Genomic DNA, 218 nt, shown 5'->3' on the forward strand with positions numbered 1-218 from the left:
AGGTACCGTAACCACCCCAGATGGTCCAGCCGTGTACATGGTTCAAACACGCCAGGCATTCGAGCGAACACGCAGTGATGCCTAACCCTTCCATCGAGGGGGACGTCCAAGGGCTGGCGCCCTTGGCCGCCCCTCATGTCAAACGTTAGATGCACTAAGCACATAATTGCTCACAGCCAAACTATCAGGTCAAGTCTGCTTTTATTATTTTTAAGCGT

1 pseudogene is annotated in these 218 nt (G+C 52.3%); it reads left to right on the plus strand.

From position 1 onward, the window contains the following. A pseudogene (locus SJ312_RS23475) lies at positions 1-85 on the plus strand (AAC(6')-Ib family aminoglycoside 6'-N-acetyltransferase); the annotation flags it as partial. Positions 86-218 lie beyond the last annotated feature (133 nt).

Origin of the sequence: Providencia sp. CIM-Carb-044, from assembly GCF_033901115.1 — a bacterium.
GTDB classification, from domain to species: domain Bacteria; phylum Pseudomonadota; class Gammaproteobacteria; order Enterobacterales; family Enterobacteriaceae; genus Providencia; species Providencia hangzhouensis.